We start from the raw sequence: 16793 nt of genomic DNA on the forward strand, positions 1-16793 counted from the left end.
GTTCGGGGACCTATTTCGATTCGATTGGCACAGTGGTTGTCTCGATGTCGTGCACGAGCCGGTCGAGCAGGTCGATCAGGGTGTCGCGATCGGCCGCGGGCCAGTCGGTCAGCAGTCCGGCCAGCCAGAGATTGCGCCGCCGCCGGTTCTCGGCGAATACCCGCTCCCCCTCCGCGGTGGCGGTCAGCACGCAGGCGCGGCCGTCGATGGGATCCGCGCCGCGCGCCACCAGGCCGTGTGCGACAAGGGTTCTGGTCTGGCGGCTGATGGTCGAGATCTCCGCGTGCAGCAGTTCGGCGAGTTTGCCGGTGCGCTGCGGACCGTCGTGGACCAGACAGAAGAGCACGGCGTAGGCGAGTTGTTCCAACCCGTCCGGGCCATGCTTGATCACCCGATGTTTGGACCTGCCGATCGCCCGCATGAGGCGAACCAGCACGGAGCCGAGCTGATCGGCCGCATCGGGTTCGGTTGTGGCGCTTGGATCACGGGCGACGATCGCCATGATCGATCCTTCACGATTACGCTTATTACTTAGCTACTACAACTACTTGCAGTTGCCAACTATACACACGGCGAGCATCGGATTGAAGGCCCGGAAATTCAGCGATGACCGTCCGCGCGCGGCGGTTCGACGCGCACCAGCCCCGACTGGAACGCGATCACCACCAGCTGCGCGCGATTCTGCACACCGACCTTCGACATGGCGCGCTGCACATGGGTGCGCACGGTCAGCGGGCTGACGTACATCTTCTCGGCGATCTCCTCATTGGACAGCCCCTCCGCCACCATGGCCACCACCTCACGCTCGCGAGCGGTGAGCACTTCCAGGGATTCGGCGGCGCTGACCCGGCTTTCGGGCCGGGCCAGATAGCGCGCGATCAGCGAACGGGTCGCGGTGGGCGAGAGCAGGGCATCACCGGCCGCGACCGCGCGAATGGACCGCAGTAGTTCCTCCGGGCCCACATCCTTGCCGAGAAAGCCGCTGGCCCCGGCCCGCAGTGCCTGCGCCACATACTCATCCAGTTCGAATGTGGTCAGGATGAGCACCTTGGTCTCACGCAATTCCGGATCGGCGCAGATCTCCTGGGTCGCGGTCAAACCGTCGACACCGGGCATGCGAATATCCATCACCACCACGTCCGGGCGCACCGCCCGCGCCGAATCGACCGCCTCGCGGCCGTTTCCGGCGATGCCGACGACCTCCATGTCCTCGGCCGAATCGATCAGCAGCCGGAAGGTTCCGGCCAGCAGCGCTTGATCATCGGCCAGCAGTACCCGGATGGTCATGAATTGTCCTCGTGGTCAGGGGTTCTCGGAGGTTCGAGCGGAAGTTCGGTGGTGACTTCGAAACCGCCGTCCGGTCTGCGCCCGGCCCGCAGATGACCGCCGACCGAGACCGCCCGTTCGTTCATGCCGATCAGACCGTAACCCTGGCTATCCGAGTCCTGCTCCGAATCCCCTTCACCGCGAACGAGTTCGGTGCTCTCACCGCCACCGTCATCGGTGACGCTGATGGTCAGCAGGATCCGGGAGTAGACCAGCCGCACCGTCGCCGCCGCGGTGCCCGCGTGCTTGGTGACATTGGTGAGCGCCTCCTGAATGATCCGATACGCGGTCAGATCCGCGCCCGGGGACAGCGGACGCGGCACCCCGGTGATCGACAGCGACAGCGTCAGCCCGGTGCGCTCGAAAGAGGTGAGCAGCTCGGACAATTGGGCCAGGCCCGGTGTCGGCTCCAGCGGCGCGTCCGAATCATCCTCGCGCAGTAGGCCGACCGTGGCCTTCAGCTCGCGCAATGCCGCCGAGGTGGTGCCCGCCAGCTGATCCAGCATCTCCTGCGCCTGATCCGGCTGACTGCGCAAAAGGTATGCGGCCGTGGAGGCTTGGGCATGCGCCAGCGCCATATGGTGCGCGACGATATCGTGCAGCTCCCGCGCGATGCGCAAACGCTCCTCTCCGACGCGCTGGCGCGCTTCCTCCTCGCGGGTGCGCTCGGCCAGTTCCGCGCGCGCGTGCAGCGCCGCCAGATAGTTGCGGCGGCTGCGCGCGGCCTCGGCGAACGCGCCCGACACCAGCACCCCGGCGATCAGCGTGATGCGGCCCCCGGTCAGCACCGGATTGAACTGCTGGAACAGCGAGGCGATCAGCAGCGCACAGCCCGCCAGCACCGGTGCGAGCTTGGCTGTGCGCAGATCCTGCGACCAGTACCCGATCGAATACATCGCCACGAATGACGCGCTCGTAGTCAGCAGCGAGATCTCGAAGCCCAGCGCGCCGATGGCGATACCGCACGCGGTGGTGATCACCAGCACCGCGCGCGGGAACTCCCGGCGCAGCAGCAGCGCCAGCGAGGCCGCCGCGGAAATGCCGAATACCGCCAGCGATGCCGGGCGCACCACCACCGGTCCGTCGCCGGTGCCGTGATCGGCCAACCGGCTCGCATAGGTGGCCAGCGCGCACAGCAGGATCGCGGTGACCACATCCACGGCGCGGCTGTGCCGGCGCGGCCACTGCGACCATTCGGCGGTCATAGGTGTTCCTCCTCGTTGAGAACCCTAATCGGACAACCCCGAAGCGACCGATAGGCCGCCCACCCGGGACGGCCCATCGATGCGTTCGGCTATCAGGCGCGAGCGGATTCCAGCTCCCGCTCCGGTTCCGCGATCTCCTCGCGGTTCAGGCTCTCGCCCTCCACATCCACGTTCGGCAGGATCTTCGCCAGCCAATCCGGCAGCCACCAGGCCTTATCGCCGAGCAGCGCGAGCACGGCCGGGACCAGGGTCATGCGGACGATGAAGGCGTCGAAGAAGACCGCCGCGGCCAGGCCCAGACCCATCATCTTGATCATCGCCTCACCGCCGCCGATGAAGCCGGAGAACACCGCGATCATGATCGCCGCCGCGGCCACCACCACCCGGCCGCTGTGCCGGAAACCGGTGACGATGGCGTCCTTGGCGCTCTCACCGTGCGCGTACGCCTCCCGCATGCGGGTGACCAGGAAGACCTCGTAATCCATCGCGAGCCCGAACACCACGCCGATCAGGAAGATCGGCATCATGCTCATCACCGGCCCGGTCTGGTGCACGCCGATCAGTCCGGCCAGCCAGCCCCACTGGAATACCGCCACGATCACACCGAACGCCGCGCCCACCGAGAGCAGGAAGCCCAGCGCCGCCTTGATCGGCACCGCGATGGACCGGAACACCAGCATCAGCAGCAGGATGGCCAGGCCGACCACCACCGCCAGATACGGCAGCAGCGCGTCCGACATCTTCTGCGAGACATCGATATTCATCGCCGTCGCACCCGTGACCAGCACGGTCGCACCGGTCGCCGCCTTCAGCGCCGTCGCCTCACCGCGCAGCTGGTTCACCAGATCCTTGGTTTCGGTGGAGGACGGGCCACTGGCCGGAATCACATTGAGCATGGCCGCGTCACCGGCCTGGTTGAACATCGCGGGCGACACCTCGACCACGCCCTTGGTGGCGGTGAGGGTCTTGACCGCCTGATCCACCGCGCCCTTCGGATCGGCGACACCCTTGACATCGATCGCGATCATCAGCGGACCGTTGAAACCGGGACCGAATCCGGCGGCGAGCGCATCGTAGGCGCGGCGCTGCGTCGTCGAGGTCGGCTGCGCCTCATCACCCGGCATACCGAGCTCCAGACTCGTCATCGGCAGCGCCAGCACGCCCATGCCGACCAGGCCGATCAACAGCACCGCCACCGGGCGGCGCACCACGAATCGCGCCCAGCGCGTGGCCACTCCGGGCTTCTCATCCGGAATCTCCGTGGCGTTCAAGCCATTTCCGCTGGCCTGCCCCGCGATGGGCAGCACCCGCCGGAAAGCCTTGGGCATGACCGCGTTCTGGAAGAAGCCGAGCAGCGCCGGCAGCAGGGTCAGCGCGATGGTGACGGCGACGGCGACCGTGCCCGCCGCGGCCAGACCCATCTTGGTCAGCATCGGAATACCGACCACGGACAGTCCGGCCAGCGCGATGACGACCGTCAGGCCCGCGAAAACCACTGCGGAACCGGCGGTTCCGACCGCACGCCCCGCGGCTTCCTCGGCGCTGTAGCCCTCCGCGCGTTCGGTCCGGTACCGCGACACGATGAACAGCGCGTAGTCGATGCCGACCGCGAGTCCCAGCATCATCGCCAGTGTCGTTGTGGTGGTGGACATTCCGATGGTCACGATGGCGGCGATGCCGACACCGATGCCGATCAGCGCGGTCACCAGCGGCAACCCGGCGGCGGCGAACGCGCCGAAGGTGATCATCAGAACAATGGCGGCGATGGCGATACCGATGGCCTCGGTGGCCCCGCCCATCTCGGGTTTGGGTTGCAGCGCCGATCCGCCGATTTCGACGGTGACACCGGACGCCTTGCCCGCGTCGATCGCGCCGGTGAGCGCGTCATGACTGGCATCGGTGAGCTGATCGCTGGTCACGCCGTAGCTCACGGTCGCGTAGGCGGTGGTCCCGTTCTTGCTGACCGCACCGGTCTGGAACGGATCGAGCACGCCCTTCACCTGCGTGCCGCCCGCGACCTCGGACACGATCTTCTCGACCGCGGCCTTGTTCGCGTCCGAACCGATCTGCTGTCCGTCCGGTGCGACGAAGACGATCCGGGCTTCCGCCCCATCGGATTTCGTACCCGGGAAACGTTCCGCGAGCAGATCGAACGCCTGCTGCGACTCCGTCCCCGGAATAGAGAAGGTATCCGGCGGCGGAGTGGGCGCGCTGGCGGCCCCGGCCACCAGCGCCGCCATGATCCCCAGCCAGAGCACAACGACAAGCTTCCGCTTCTCGAACGCGAAGCGGCCCACCCGGTACAGGAATTTCGCCATGTGACAATGCTCTTGGTCGGCGTCTGTAGTCGGCATCGTGCACGTGAAGGCCGTTGCGCGTACTGCATCCGCAGTACGTCCGCCCCCGCCGTACGCGTTCCGCAGGTGCTGGAATGCCATCGAATGCCTCCGAGGTGGCAGGCTGTCCCCATGGCCGATGAACAAGAAGTACCGAACGGGAATCTCGAGGCCCCGGCCGACGAGACGCCCGCAGAGGCGACCAAGCGCAAGTTCCGGGAAGCGCTCGCACGCAAGAATGGCCACCATACGGAGGCCGGAGCCGCCCAGAGCAATGCCAAAGTCCGCGGCACCCACGCCCAGGCGGGCGGTAAGCGCACCTTCCGCCGCCGGGCGGGCGGCTAACCCCGGGGTGTCCGCATGAGCGGGACGGGCCCCGCATCGGTGATACCGGTGCGGGGCTCTTCTTCGCTTGGCACCGATTCTCTTCCCGCCGCACCGATGAATTCGATGCGCGAGCGCGGTCTACACCTACAGTCCGCACTCTGTGTACCGGTCAGGGAGGAAACCTGATGACCACTTCCGCACTGCCGCCCATCGTCGACGCCGCATCCTGGCGACGCGAACTCGACGCCCTGCGCGTCCGCGAGAAGGCCGCCACGCGTGAGCTCGACGCCATCGCCGCCCAGCGCAGGCGGCTACCGATGGTTGAAATGCCCGACTACACCCTCGAGGGTGAGGAGGGTCCGGTTCGGCTGGCCGAAATCTTCGGCGACGCACCGCAGTTGATCGTCTACAGCCATATGTGGTTCGAGGGCGAGGAGTGGCAATGCCCCGGCTGCACCGGATTCACCTCGCAGTACACCCGATTGGAGTTCCTGGAGAACTACGACGCGCGCTTCGTCATCGTCACCCAGGGACCCATCGACGAGGCACTGGCCTACAAGCGGCGCGTCGGCAACAAGATGACCTGGTACTCCACCGCGAACAGCTCCTTCGGCGCGGATGTGGGCGCGCCGCCCGGAGCCGGATTCGCGGTGAATGTGTTCCTGCGCGACGGGGATACGGTCTATCGCACCTGGCATACCGACGGGCGCGGCACCGAACAGCTCAGCCACACCTTCCCGCTCATCGACCTGCTCCCCTACGGGCGGCAGGAGGAATGGCAGGACTCGCCCGCGGGCTGGCCGCAATCCCCCACCTACAGCCGCTGGGGCAGCTCGAAGGATATCGCCGCCGCCTACGGCGAACCGGGAGCCTGAACCAATCCGTCCACCCGCGCCGGCGCGACCTGTGCGGCGGCGCGGCGGGCGGTGACCAGGTACAGGGCCACCAGCAGCACGCTCAACCAGACATAGGAATCACCGACGAAGTGCTGCCACGGGGTCCAATGGGTCTCCTTGCCGTCCCCGCCCGGCAGCCAATTCTGCGGACCGTAGACGTACACCGCGACCGTGAGCGCGGTGACCACGTACCAGCCCGCCGCCGCGCGCCAGGGCAGCCGAGTCGCGTATCCGATCATCGCGAGCACGGCGGGCGCGATCCACACCCAGTGGTGCGACCACGAGATCGGCGATACCAGCAGCGTGAAGACGGCATTGATGGCCAGCGCCAGCGGCGGCCGGTCCGCGGCCTGCCGCATGGCGGCCACCACCAGGGCCAGCACCAGCGCGCCCAGCACCAGCCACAGCAGGGTGAACAGCGGCTTGTGAATTCCGAAGCGCGCCAGCACCGCCTGAATCGACTGATTGGTGTGGAACGCGGATCCGCTCAGTCCGGACACATTGCCCATGCCGCCGAACCAGTACTCCGTCGACGACTTGGGCATGATCGGAAAGGTCAGCACGGTCGCGGCCGCACCCGTGATGGCGGCGGTCGCGGCGGCCTTGTAATCGCGGCGAATCAGGAAGTACAGCACGAAGGCCGCCGGAGTCAGCTTCACCGCGGCCGCGATGCCGACCAGCATGCCGCGCTTCCACTTCGGCTTCTCGGTCAGGCAGTCCGCCACCACCAGCGCCATCAGCAGCAGATTGACCTGCCCGAAATCGAGCGTCGAACGCACCGGCTCCAGCAGCAGCGCCAGCGGCGTGGCACAGGCGGTCGCGAACAGCGCCAGCTCCCGGCGGCCCTGCTCCGGCCACACCCGGCGCGCGACCAGATACAGCGATAGCGCCAGCGCGACCACCGAGGTCACGAAGAACGCGAACCGGGCCGCGTCCCACGGCAGCAGCGCGAAGGGCGACAGGATCACCGCCGCGAACGGCGGATAGATGAACGGCAGCCCGATCCCGATGGTGGTCTGCGGTAACTGCCCGTACAGATCACCGCCGTGCCGCAGCGTCTCGATCCCGATCCGGTACACCTGTAGATCGATGAACCCACCGGTGATCTTGGAGAACGGCCAGATCGGCCGGGTCAGGCACAGGTACGTGAAACCCGACAGCAACGCCGGAAGCAGCCACAGCACCCGCCCGAAACGGCGGTCCAGCGACTTCGGCACATCTACAGCGGTGGAACTACTCATCCGTACGAAGAATACCGAGGTCGACTGCGGCAATCGACCGGAGGCCGACCGGCACCGGAAAACTGTCCGGGAATGCCGGACGGCCCGGTGCCGGAATCGGGCTCAGTACGCGACCGTGAAGCGGAGGCCGATGAACGAATCCCGCTCGACCGCGTCCACGATGGCGGCCGCGTAATCGCCTACGCTGACGCGACTTTCACCATCGGCGTCCACGATCGGGGTATCGCGCGCCTCGGCCCGATAGCCCCCGGTGGCCTCGCCCGGGACCAGGTGCACCGGCGGCGGGCTGACATAGGACCAGCGCACCCCGGTCTCGGAACTCCGGAAGATCTCCAGCGCCTCGGACTGATCTCGCGCCGTCTCCAGATACTGGGCCGGGAAATCCGGGGAGTCCACGAACCGCTGCCCCGGCGCGTATTCCAGGCTGCCGCCGCCACCGAGGAACACCAGGCGATCGACACCGGCGAGCGGCAGCGCCGCCAGCAGCGCCGCCGCACCGCGCGGCACCAGGTGATCATCACCCTTGATGGCGACCACCACGGCATCGTGACCGGCGACGGCCTCCTTGATCGAGGCCGGATCGGTCACCTCCACCGCGCCCCGATCCAGCGCGGTGACCGCGATGCCGCGAGCGGTCGCCGCCCGGACGACCGCACTGCCCAGATTGCCGCGCGCGCCGATGACGGCGATCTTCAAGGGCTCCCGGCGCAGACCGTCGACGAAGTCCGCGATGAGCGGCGCGATCTCGGGCAGATTCTCCTCCAGCGCGAAATGCCCGGTGTCGAACAGGTGCACCGCGGCCTCGGGAAGATCGCGCAGGTACGCGGCCGCGCCCGCCTCCGGGAAGAAGGCGTCGTTGCGACCCCAGAGGATGAGCGCGGGCGGGCGATGCTCCCGCAGCCACCGCTGCCAGACCGGATAGAGGTCGAGATTGCTGTGATAGTTCAGCGCCAGCTCGATCTGCGCGTCCTTGCGGCCCGGGAGATCCAGGAAGTGCTGATCCAGGGTCCAGCCTTCCGGTGCGATGAGTTCGGTATCGGTGGTGCCGCCCTCGTACTGACTCCGCGTGACCGGCAGTTCCAGAATCTGCCGGACGTTCTCCTCCGCGCCCGCGACGCCGGGCATATTGGCGCTCATGCCCCGAGCCATATCGGACAGCCCGTCGTCATAGGCGTTCGCGTTCTGAATGATCAGTCCCGCAATCCATTCCGGATGCCGGGTGGCCAGCCGGAACCCCACCGGACCGCCGAAATCGAAGGCGTACAGCACGAATCGATTCAGCTCGAGCGCATCCACGAAGCCCTCGACGATATCGGCCAGCCGATCGAAGGAGTAGCCGAAACCCGCCGGAACCTCGGTATGCCCGGACCCCGGATAGTCCGGCGCGACCAGCCGGTATCGCCCGCCGAGCGCGTCCATCAACCGCCGGAATTGATGCGACGCCGACGGAAACCCGTGCAGCAGTAGCAATACCGGCGCATCCGCCGGACCCGCGTCCCGATAGAAGACCCGCACCCCGTCGACCTCGACGAACCTGTGCCTGATGTGCGGAATATTCACTGCCGACCTCTCTGAAACACCTTCACCTATCCGGTCTACGATCAACCGTTCGCCGGACATGATCAAGGACGGATCACCCAATGGTCGTTAACCGGTGGTTGACGATGACAAGGGTCTTGGTCGCGTAACCGCCCGCGCCGAGCCGATCAAGATCGGACATCTCGTACCAATCGGGCGAAAGCTGTTGATTCACAGCATATTCGGAGCTTCGACGGGGCGAACCGACTGCGGGATTTCGAGCGGCCCGTGCGAAACTCGTTCGCGATGCTCACCTACTTCGAAGCGGTTGTCATCGGCGCGGTGCAGGGAGTCACCGAACTCTTCCCGATCTCCAGCCTGGGGCACTCGGTCCTGTTGGCGGACTGGCTCGGCGGCGCCTGGCGCGAACTACCGCAGGACGACGAAAGCCCCTCGGACACACCGTATCTGGCGTTCGTGGTGGCATTGCATGTGGCGACGGCGGTGGTGCTGCTGTGGCACTACCGGCGCGACTGGCGCTCCATCACAACGGGTTTCGCCGTATCGCTGCGCACCGGGCGAATCGATACCGTGCCACAGCGGCTGGCCTGGCTCATCGTCGTCGGCAGCGTGCCGGTGGCCGTCCTCGGCCCGCTGCTACAGCACCCGCTGCATGAGCTGTTCTCCAGCCCCTTCGCGGCCGCGCTCTTCCTCACGCTCAACGGCGTGGCGCTGATCGTCGGCGAGGCACTGCGCAGGCGCAATGAACCCACGCTCGCGGAGTACGGGCGGCGCTTCGCCCGCCGGGAAACCCGCCGCTCGATGTTCACCACCGCCGAACTGCCACGCCTGCAAGCGGATCGGCCGCTGGCCGCCCTCACCACCGTCGACGCCCTCGGCATCGGAATGGTGCAGGCCGGGGCCCTGCTCACCGGATTCAGCCGCGCCGGGCTGGCCATGGTCGGCGGCCTGTGGCGCGGCCTGGAGCATGAGCACGCCGCCAAATTCGCCTTCATGCTCGCCACCCCCGCCATCCTGGGCGCGGGCCTGTACGACCTGCACGACCTGTCGGGCGCCTCCAGCTCCGATATCGGCCCGATCCTGCTGGGCGCCTTGGCCTCCGGCATCTCCTCCTGGCTCGCGGTGCGCTACCTCGAGCACCACTTCCGCACCCGGACCCTGCTCGTCTTCGCCCTCTACTGCCTGATCGCGGGCACCGTCTCGCTACTGCACTTCGGCTGACGCCGACGGTCGGACGACGAAGGCCCGGTCCTGATGAACCGGGCCTCGATGGGAGTCGTCAGTGCGTGGGGCGCGTGGTCCATCTCGGATCACGCCACTGGCCGAGATCGAAGTAGAGGGTGGTCATGGAGTCCCACATGGTCGACCAGGACTGCTTGGGGTCCTGGCATTTCCACACCGAGACCATGCGATCGATGCCGGGGATGCCCATCGGGTCGTCGAGCCGGGCCACGCGTTCGACCTTGCCGAAGCGGGAACGCAGGTCGGGTTCGGCGGTGTCCAGGCCGACATAGACCACCGTGGTGGCACTGTCCGGGGGCGGGCCGAAGAAGCCGAAACCGCGGCTGGGGCTGTAGGTGGCGGGCAGGTCGTACCGGCCGCCCAGCTCCTCGATGGCGCCCGCCTGCCAATAGCCTTGGGCCACAATGGCGGAGTTCGATTTCTGTTCCGGCGTCAGGGTGTCGTACCCGGTGTCGACGGCGGAAACGAGCTTGTCCCAATTGGTGGTACCCCATAGGCCCGAGCGGAAGCCCAGGTCGATGGCGTCGTAGGTCTGGGTGCGCCAGCTGGACGGCAGCGGCATCAGGGTCAGCGTGCCGATATAGGTCACCACCGTGACCGCGATGAGCGGGATCATCGCGAGGTTCATCCAGCGCTTGCGGTCGAATTCCCAGAAGGTGACCGCACCGAGGGCGAACATGGCGGGGAAGAAACCGGTCGGATAGTAGGGCCGCCCGTGCGTGATGATGACGAATACGGTCATGATCACCAGCGCGGCCGCGATGAAGCGATAGGGCCGCAGCGACTCCAGCTTCCACACGCCCCAGAATCCGGCCGCGATCATCAGGGTGCCCAGGAATCCGGCCAGGCCGAGCCACTGCGGCAGGAATCCGATGGGACCGTAGCCGGTGGCGTCCTGCTCCGCGCCGATGATCTTGCCCATGGCCAGCTGCGGCCAATTGTGCTGGGACTGCCAGTAGAGAATCGGAACCAGGGACAGCGCGAGAATGCCGGTCGCGATCCATAGCGCGGGGCGGCGCAGCGCCTCCCGCGGACCACACAGCAGCACCGCCAGGCCCAGGCACGCCCAGACGATCGGGATCATCCACTTCACCTGCATGTCCACCGCGGCGACCAGTCCCGCGATGACGATCAGCCGATCCTGCCGGGTCCGAACCCAGCGAATGAACAGCCAGGTGATCACGGCGGTGAGCGTGGCGTCGAAGGAGAAGGTACTCAGGGCGACCTGGGTCACCACCAGGTAGGACGTCGCATAGGTGCCCGCGGCGAGCATCTGGACCCGGCGATTGCCGCGGAGTTCGTAGGCGATCAATGCCGCCGCCACGATCGCGCCGACGCACATCAGCACGGCCGGGAATCGCAATGCGATCAGCGAACCGGGTGCCAGCACATCCGCTATCCGGGCGAAGAGCGGTACCACCACGCCCTGATCGGCGTAGGTGTAGTCGAGTCGCCGGCCGGAGGAAAGGAAATAGAGTTCGTCGCCGAAGAAGTCATAGCGGCCGGCCGTCACGGTCAGCGCTATCCCGGAGATCAATGCGATCAGGGCCACACCGCGGAAAGCGAACTGTGGATGAGGTGGATGAGTATGCCTATCCGAAATAACCTGTGGCTCGGCGCGAAGCGCAAAGACCGATGCCATGAACTGCCCCCAAGAGCTTTCCGACAGACGCGTTCGACGCCGCTACACGGTGGTGTCGCGCGCGATCTGTTCGCTGGTGAAACGATTCCTCCCCGGCAGCGAACTTGATGAGCGCGCACGCTCGGACCTGCTCGGATTGTGCAATTTTGTGAAATATTAGTTTGTATCACTGGAACCCGCAAATGGACCACAGGGGCTCGTGATAGCCGTTCGCTTTGACTTGATGTGACCCAGGTTACGAATTCCGGCATTTCCCGCCGAGGGCCGGGGATTCGGTCCGGAGAAACGGAAATACCTGTTACTCGCCGGTTTCCATTCACCCACAGTTCCTGAACAGTGACAATGCGTGCCACATGCCCCCGAAACTATTGGCATGCCAATTGTTTGAAAATATGTTATTTCACTAAGTGGCCGCCAAGTGGATTCCAACGACGAAGGCCCGGTCCGTGTGGACCGGGCCTTCGTGTCAGTGGAGCTGCCGGGAATCGAACCCGGGTCCTCCGCCGCATTTTCAGGGCTTCTCCGTGTGCAGTTCGCAACGTCTCTACTCGGATCTCTCAGTCATGCGAACAAGCCGAGATGACGATCCCAGTCGCTGTTGGATGTTCCGTTCGACTCCGCGACCGAGCCGAACGGTAAGCCCTCTAGCTGATGCCAGGGACCGGGTCGAGGGCGAACCCGGGCTGACAGACACGCTCTACTGCTTAGGCAGCGAGAGCGTAGTCGCGCTGATTGGAATCGGCGCTTATAGGGTTGCAGCGACGCTTATACAGTGGTCTCCTGCCTGCACTGACACGCTTCCCCTGAATCAACGTACGCAGTCGAAACCGTTCAGCCCCGTCTGTGTTCACCGATTCGAGTGAACTGCCCGGCTCACACCGGGCGATTCATATTAACACCACCCAAACAGCGGATCATCCCATTATCCGCGCGTCACGCGGGGTGTTCGCCGATGGCGAACCCGCGCTCAGCGCATGCCCTTGATCCGGCGGCCGATCTCACGGGTGACCTCGCGCTCGGCATCGCGCTTGGCCAGGTCCTGCCGCTTGTCGTAGTCCTGCTTACCGCGAGCCAGGGCCAGCTCGACCTTCACCTTGCCGTCCGAGAAGTACATGGACAGCGGCACCAGCGTGAGACTGGACTCCTTGGTCTTGCCGACCAGCTTGTCGATCTCGCGGCGGTGCAGCAGCAGCTTGCGCGTGCGCCGCGGCGCGTGATTGGTCCAGCTGCCGTGCGAGAACTCCGGCACGTGCAGACCGCGCAGCCAGACCTCACCGTCATCGATCGTCGCGTAGGCGTCCACCAAAGACGCCTTCCCCTCGCGCAGACTCTTCACCTCGGTGCCCACCAGCGCGATCCCGGCCTCATAGGTGTCGATGATCGCGTAGTTGTGCCGCGCCTTGCGGTTGCTGGCGATTACCTTGCGCCCCTTCTCCTTCATGCTCCCTCTATCGTCGCGTCGCCCGGCACGGAATATCTTCCGCACCGAGCTGTGTCCCGGGCGCCGATCCCGGCCCCGGTCGAACCGCTGTTGTCTATATCGCGACCCAGAGTAATGGCCGCGGCCGACCGATTATTCCGGAGCGCGTCCCCCACTCCGTGCCGGGACCGCGACCCGCGACCCCTACTCCGGGAGCCGCGACCCGATGCCCGCGTCGAGCACGATCTTCGCGCCCGGTGCGGTGGCGACCTGCAGGGTGCGCAGGCGCAACAGCGCCGGGTGCTCGTCGAGCAACTTGGCGGTATTGGCCAGCGAACGCAGGGCGGCCGCCTCGGCGCGGGCCCGCTCCAACTCGGCACGACCGCGTTCACGGGCCAGCACCGTCTCCAGTGCTGCCTTGCGTAGCTCGCCCGGCAGCATCAGATCCTTGGCCCGAAGTCCGGAGACCTTGATACCGAGATGCTCGACCGCCGCGGCCACGCGCTGCACGTCACCGTTGAGGAGCGCGCGATCGGCGACCAGTTCATCGAGCGTGTGCGCGGCGATCAGATCACGAACGGCTTCCTGGATCGCGCCGTAGAGCACGGGTTCGGCGTACTGCGCACCGGTGGTGAAGGCCACCGGATCGGTGACCACCCAGTCGGCGGCGTAGCTCACCCGCACCGAGAGGCCATCGCGAGTGAGCAGCTCCTGCCCGCCCACCTGCAGCAGGCGCGGGCGCATATCGACGCTGACCAATGAGCAGCGCTCGGCGTCGTACCGGTGCCGTCCCGGCTCCAGCACCCGCTCCAGCGTGCCGTCCCGGTACAGCAGCGTGCGCTGCCAATCCATCACGGTCGCATAGTTTTTCGTGAACAGCTTCAGCTTCGTCAAATCAATCTCCCTGCCGCGCCTGATGATTCGGTGACGACCGGATACGCCCTGCCCGGCGCGGCAGGCGGCGGGAGCCTCCCCCGTCCGAAGACGGAGAGCTCGCAAAGCCGCGTGACCGCGGAATCCAGGCAGGGCGCATCACACTAAGGAGTTGAACCTCGACAGGTCGAAGACCTGTGTCACCAGAAAGTTGACCGCAACCGATATGGGGAACGCGCTCCGGAGATTCCGGTGCGCCCCTGACTCGCGGCCGGATTCCAAGGTAGCCAGAACAGCCCGTTCCGCGCGACCGATTTATCGCGGGCTCCAGGAAATGCGAAAACCCCAGCCGATGGCTGGGGTTTCGTTGTAGTCCCGACGGGATTTGAACCCGCGCTACCGCCTTGAGAGGGCGGCGTCCTAGGCCGCTAGACGACGGGACCAAGGTCGCTCACGATCAACACCGGAAGAATCCGACGCCCACCGTGGCAGCTCCGAAAGCTTATCGTGCTCCCGCCCAGCAACCAAATCCGCTGCCAGCGGCCTCGGACACGGGTCCTCGGCCGTCGGCGAAATGATCGAGCTAGCCGAAGTCGGGCGGGAGTTCGTCGAAGTCGGGGGGCATATCGTCGGGCCAGGGGACGTCGTCGTAGGGCGAGGCGGGGCTTGCCGCGGTGGCGGCGCCGGGGCGGGACGAGGGCGGCGGGCTGGACCGAGGGGCGCTTCGCTGCGGTTTCGATCCGGGAGCGGGGTCGCGCGGTGCGTCCGGGGGTGACGCAGGGCGGGTGGTGGATCGGGTTGCGGGAGCGGCGGATTCGCGGGCTGGGGTGGTAGCCGGCGCGGGGAAGCGGCTCGCGGGGCGGGCCGGATTCGCGGGCGCGGGGGCGGCAGGAATGGAAGGCGCTTCGGCGGAGGCGCTTCCAGCTATTACCTCCAGCACGCCTTCGCCGTACTTAGCGCGCTTGTTCTCGCCGATGCCGGAGATGGTGCCGAGGTCGGCCAGGGTTGCCGGTTTGCGGGCTGCGATTTCGCGCAGGGTGGCGTCGTGGAAGACGACGTAGGCGGGCACGCCCTGTTCCTTGGCGGTCGCCCCGCGCCAGGTGCGGAGGCGTTCGAAGAGGTCGGCATCGCCGGGGGCGAGGTCGGCGGTGGCGCGGGAAGCCTTGGCGGACTTGGCGGTTCGCGTCGATTTGGTGCGTTCGGGTTCGCGGCGGAGTTTGACCTGGCGGCCCTCGAAGAGCACCTCGTTGGAGGATTCGGTGAGGGTCAGCACGCCGTAGTCGCCGTGCACCGCGAGCAGGCCCTGGGCCAGCAGCTGGCGGACCACACCGCGCCATTCGATATCGCGCAGATCCGCGCCGATGCCGAACACCTTGAGCTCATGGTGGGCGTGCTGCTCCACCTTGGGGTTTCGCTTGCCGATCAGGATGTCGACGATATGGCCCGCGCCGAAGCTCTGTCCGCGTTCGCGTTTGAGCCGCAGGATGGTGGAGAGCACCTTCTGCGCGGGCACCGTGCCATCCCATGATTCGGGGGCATTGAGGCAGGTATCGCAATTGCCGCACGGCTCCCCCGGCTGACCGAAGTAGGCGAGCAGCTGGGTGCGGCGGCATTCAACGGTCTCGCAGAGCGCCAGCATGGCGTCCAGATGCAGTTGCAGCTGCCGGCGATGCATGGCGTCGCCCTCGGAGGAGTCGATCATCTTGCGCTGCTGCACAACGTCACTGAGGCCGTAGACCATCCACGCGGTGGAGGCTTGGCCGTCGCGCCCGGCGCGGCCGGTCTCCTGGTAGTAGCCCTCCACCGATTTGGGCAGATCCAGGTGCGCGACGAAACGCACATCGGGTTTGTCGATGCCCATGCCGAAGGCGATGGTGGCGACCACGACCAGCCCGTCCTCGCGCAGGAACCGCGCCTGGTTGGTCGCGCGGGTGCGGTTGTCCAGACCGGCGTGGTACGGCACCGCCGTGACGCCATTGGCGGACAGGAACGCGGCCGTCTTCTCCACCGAATTGCGCGAGAGGCAGTAGACGATCCCCGCATCACCGGCGTGCTCGCCCTGAATGAACGCCAGCAGTTGCTGTTCCGGCCGGTTCTTACCTTCGATCCGATACTGGATATTGGGCCGGTCGAAGCTGGCCACGAAATGTTTCGCCTCGGTGAGATCGAGCCGTTCGGCGATCTCCTTGCGCGTGGCCGCGGTCGCCGTGGCGGTCAGCGCGATGCGCGGCACATCCGGCCAGCGCTGATGCAGCATGGACAGCGCCAGATAGTCGGGCCGGAAATCGTGGCCCCACTGCGAGACACAGTGCGCCTCGTCGATGGCGAACAGCGCGATCTTGCCGCGATCGAGCAGTTGCGCGGTGGATTCCAGCCGCAACCGCTCGGGCGCGAGGTAGAGCAGATCCAGCTCCCCCGCCACGAATGCCGCCTCGACCGCGCGCCGTTCATCCGGGAACTGGGTGGAATTGAGGAAGCCCGCGCGCACGCCGACGGCGTTCAGGGCGTCGACCTGATCCTGCATGAGCGCGATGAGCGGTGACACCACCACGCCCACGCCCGGCCGCACCAGCGCGGGAATCTGATAGCACAGCGATTTACCGCCGCCGGTGGGCATGAGCACCAGCGCATCCCCGCCGGAGATGACCTGCTCGACGATCGCGCGCTGCGGCCCGCGGAAACTGTCGTAGCCGAACGTCTTCTGCAGAACCTGGTGCGCCGCAGCGCTTCCCGCGTCCATGGGGGC

Annotated in this window: 12 protein-coding genes, 1 tRNA gene, 1 other RNA gene and 1 pseudogene; 3 read left to right on the forward strand and 12 right to left on the reverse strand. The window is 66.6% G+C overall.

From position 1 onward, the window contains the following. Nucleotides 1-10: 10 nt before the first annotated feature. The 4 genes from AB0L82_RS21945 to AB0L82_RS21960 form a co-directional block, all read right to left on the reverse strand. Nucleotides 11-502 (reverse strand): MarR family winged helix-turn-helix transcriptional regulator, encoded by a 492-nt coding sequence (locus tag AB0L82_RS21945; protein ID WP_364639075.1) that lies wholly within the window; start codon nt 500-502, stop codon nt 11-13. 98 nt (nt 503-600) lie between these two features. Further along, nucleotides 601-1287, reverse strand: coding sequence for a response regulator transcription factor (locus tag AB0L82_RS21950; protein ID WP_364639078.1), 687 nt, complete (start codon nt 1285-1287; stop codon nt 601-603). After that, on the reverse strand, nt 1284-2531 hold the full coding sequence (locus tag AB0L82_RS21955) for a sensor histidine kinase (RefSeq protein WP_364639081.1): 1248 nt from the start codon (nt 2529-2531) through the stop codon (nt 1284-1286). The genes AB0L82_RS21950 and AB0L82_RS21955 overlap by 4 nt, the downstream gene beginning before the upstream one ends. A gap of 92 nt (nt 2532-2623) precedes the next feature. Next, complete coding sequence (locus tag AB0L82_RS21960) at nt 2624-4849, reverse strand: MMPL family transporter (RefSeq protein WP_364639084.1); 2226 nt, start codon at nt 4847-4849, stop codon at nt 2624-2626. A 150-nt stretch (nt 4850-4999) separates the two neighbouring features. On the opposite strand from AB0L82_RS21960, the gene AB0L82_RS21965 reads away from it, so the two are divergent. Together AB0L82_RS21965 and AB0L82_RS21970 are read left to right on the forward strand one after the other, a co-directional pair. Next, the gene (locus AB0L82_RS21965; protein ID WP_364639087.1) at nt 5000-5212 is read left to right on the forward strand and encodes a DUF5302 domain-containing protein; all 213 of its coding nucleotides are present in this window, start codon (nt 5000-5002) and stop codon (nt 5210-5212) included. Nucleotides 5213-5379: 167 nt separating this feature from the next. Next, entirely contained in the window at nt 5380-6069 is a 690-nt protein-coding gene (locus tag AB0L82_RS21970) for a DUF899 family protein (RefSeq protein WP_364639090.1), read from the forward strand. Here AB0L82_RS21970 and AB0L82_RS21975 read toward each other — a convergent pair. Both AB0L82_RS21975 and AB0L82_RS21980 read right to left on the reverse strand, forming a co-directional pair. Continuing rightward, nucleotides 6048-7331: a glycosyltransferase 87 family protein gene (locus tag AB0L82_RS21975; RefSeq protein ID WP_364639093.1), complete on the reverse strand. Its 1284-nt coding sequence runs from the start codon at nt 7329-7331 to the stop codon at nt 6048-6050. The genes AB0L82_RS21970 and AB0L82_RS21975 overlap by 22 nt on opposite strands. A 102-nt stretch (nt 7332-7433) precedes the next feature. After that, on the reverse strand, nt 7434-8891 hold the full coding sequence (locus AB0L82_RS21980; protein WP_364639096.1) for an alpha/beta fold hydrolase: 1458 nt from the start codon (nt 8889-8891) through the stop codon (nt 7434-7436). 264 nt (nt 8892-9155) lie between these two features. On the opposite strand from AB0L82_RS21980, the gene AB0L82_RS21985 reads away from it, so the two are divergent. Further along, nucleotides 9156-10091, forward strand: a complete 936-nt coding sequence (locus tag AB0L82_RS21985) for an undecaprenyl-diphosphate phosphatase (protein ID WP_364640410.1) — start codon at nt 9156-9158, stop codon at nt 10089-10091. A gap of 58 nt (nt 10092-10149) precedes the next feature. Here the strand turns inward: AB0L82_RS21985 and AB0L82_RS21990 are convergent, their stop codons facing one another. The 6 genes and pseudogenes from AB0L82_RS21990 to recQ all read right to left on the reverse strand — a co-directional run. Beyond that, complete coding sequence (locus tag AB0L82_RS21990; RefSeq protein ID WP_364639099.1) at nt 10150-11664, reverse strand: glycosyltransferase family 39 protein; 1515 nt, start codon at nt 11662-11664, stop codon at nt 10150-10152. A 557-nt stretch (nt 11665-12221) separates the two neighbouring features. Further along, nucleotides 12222-12593, reverse strand: a transfer-messenger RNA (tmRNA) gene (gene ssrA, locus AB0L82_RS21995). A 128-nt stretch (nt 12594-12721) separates the two neighbouring features. After that, a complete protein-coding gene (gene smpB / locus AB0L82_RS22000; RefSeq protein WP_364639102.1) occupies nt 12722-13195 on the reverse strand; it encodes an SsrA-binding protein SmpB in 474 nt (157 codons plus the stop codon). 183 nt (nt 13196-13378) lie between these two features. Next, on the reverse strand, nt 13379-14068 hold the full coding sequence (locus AB0L82_RS22005; RefSeq protein ID WP_364639105.1) for a slipin family protein: 690 nt from the start codon (nt 14066-14068) through the stop codon (nt 13379-13381). Nucleotides 14069-14417: 349 nt separating this feature from the next. Continuing rightward, nucleotides 14418-14490: transfer RNA gene (locus tag AB0L82_RS22010), tRNA-Glu, on the reverse strand. A 479-nt stretch (nt 14491-14969) separates the two neighbouring features. After that, nucleotides 14970-16787 (reverse strand): annotated as a pseudogene (gene recQ / locus AB0L82_RS22015) (DNA helicase RecQ); the annotation flags it as partial. Between the last annotated feature and the right edge of the window lie 6 nt (nt 16788-16793).

This window comes from Nocardia sp. NPDC052001 (genome assembly GCF_040680615.1).
In the GTDB taxonomy this organism is placed as follows: Bacteria; Actinomycetota; Actinomycetes; order Mycobacteriales; family Mycobacteriaceae; genus Nocardia.

Coding starts and splice junctions, on each gene's coding strand:
- AB0L82_RS21945 (WP_364639075.1), bottom strand. CDS start 502: ATGGCGATCGTCGCCCGTGATCCAAGCGCCACAACCGAACCCGATGCG.
- AB0L82_RS21950 (WP_364639078.1), bottom strand. CDS start 1,287: ATGACCATCCGGGTACTGCTGGCCGATGATCAAGCGCTGCTGGCCGGA.
- AB0L82_RS21955 (WP_364639081.1), bottom strand. CDS start 2,531: ATGACCGCCGAATGGTCGCAGTGGCCGCGCCGGCACAGCCGCGCCGTG.
- AB0L82_RS21960 (WP_364639084.1), bottom strand. CDS start 4,849: ATGGCGAAATTCCTGTACCGGGTGGGCCGCTTCGCGTTCGAGAAGCGG.
- AB0L82_RS21965 (WP_364639087.1), top strand. CDS start 5,000: ATGGCCGATGAACAAGAAGTACCGAACGGGAATCTCGAGGCCCCGGCC.
- AB0L82_RS21970 (WP_364639090.1), top strand. CDS start 5,380: ATGACCACTTCCGCACTGCCGCCCATCGTCGACGCCGCATCCTGGCGA.
- AB0L82_RS21975 (WP_364639093.1), bottom strand. CDS start 7,331: ATGAGTAGTTCCACCGCTGTAGATGTGCCGAAGTCGCTGGACCGCCGT.
- AB0L82_RS21985 (WP_364640410.1), top strand. CDS start 9,156: ATGCTCACCTACTTCGAAGCGGTTGTCATCGGCGCGGTGCAGGGAGTC.
- smpB (WP_364639102.1), bottom strand. CDS start 13,195: ATGAAGGAGAAGGGGCGCAAGGTAATCGCCAGCAACCGCAAGGCGCGG.